The sequence below is a fragment of the Arthrobacter sp. P1_A5 genome, assembly GCF_056406825.1.
Window position 1 is genome coordinate 1 of sequence record NZ_JBFTZL010000357.1, and the last position, 1,222, is coordinate 1,222.

The following is a 1,222-nucleotide window of genomic DNA, read 5'->3' on the forward strand; positions in this document are numbered from 1 at the left end:
GCGGCCCCTCCGGCCGTCGCGGCCGAACCGGTGGCATCAGTCCGTGCAGCCGAGCCGGCCGCGCCGGTCCGCGCTGCTGGGCCGGCCGAAACCCAGCCGGTCGAAACGACGCCCGCAACCACAGCTGGCGACATGTCGCCGGGGGAGCGCCCGCGGTCCACGCCTCCGGTGCGCAAGCTGGCCAAGGATCTCGGCGTCGACCTCGAGGCCGTGACCGGTACCGGGGAGCGCGGGCTCATCACCCGCGACGATGTGCTGAACTTCGTCGGCGGCGGGGAGCTGCCCGCGGCCGCCCAGGAACCCGCCGGTGCGACGGCGCAGGCCGCATGGCTTGTCCAGGCCCCGGGCGAGCGCGAGACCCGCACGCCGATCAAGGGCGTACGGAAGTTCACCGCGGCTGCCATGGTGGCCAGTGCCTTCACTGCGCCGCACGTCACCGAGTTCCTGACCGTCGACGTTACGCCCACGATGGAGCTGCTGGCACGGCTCAAGGCCAGCCGCGCGTTCGCCGGGTACAAGCTCACCCCGCTGACACTCGTGTCCAAGGCCGTGCTGATTGCGTTGCGCAACCACCCGACCCTCAACGCCCGGTGGGACGAGGCCAACCAGGAGATCGTCCAGTTCAACTACGTGAACCTGGGCATCGCGGCTGCGACCCCGCGGGGGCTGACCGTTCCGAACATCAAGGACGCGGACCGGATGTCCCTCATGGATCTCTCCTCGGCCCTGACGGAACTGACGGACACGGCCCGGGCCGGGAAGACAAGCCCTGAGGCGCTCTCCGGCGGCACGATCTCCATCACGAACATCGGCGTCTTCGGCATTGACGCCGGCACGCCCATCCTGAATCCGGGCGAGGCAGCCATCCTGGCCCTCGGCGCGGTCCGGAAGATGCCGTGGGAGTACAAGGACGAGGTCGCGCTGCGCCAGGTCATGACGCTCAGCCTGTCCTTCGACCACCGGCTGGTCGACGGCGAGCAGGGCTCGCGGTTCCTCCAGGACCTCGGGGCCATGCTGGCCGATCCGGGCATGGTCCTCGCGATGGTCTAGGTCCCTCTACACAGCTGCCGGCTGCCCCGTCCGAAAGGAAGGGGCGGCCGGCAGCTTCGTGGTGTGCGGGGCCGACCCGCGGACCCGGGAGGGCGCCCGGGACCGGGGAGTTGCTTAGCCGAGCGGCTCGGTGGGGGCCGGTGCCAGGAGCGCGGCCAGCGCCATGCTTTCC

1 protein-coding gene is annotated in these 1,222 nt (G+C 71.0%); it reads left to right on the plus strand.

The annotated features are described in order from the left end of the window. On the plus strand, window positions 1-1,050 hold a 1,050-nt coding region (locus AC1D1S_RS21260; RefSeq protein WP_476995459.1), incomplete at its 5' end, for a dihydrolipoamide acetyltransferase family protein. Window positions 1,051-1,222: the final 172 nt, after the last annotated feature.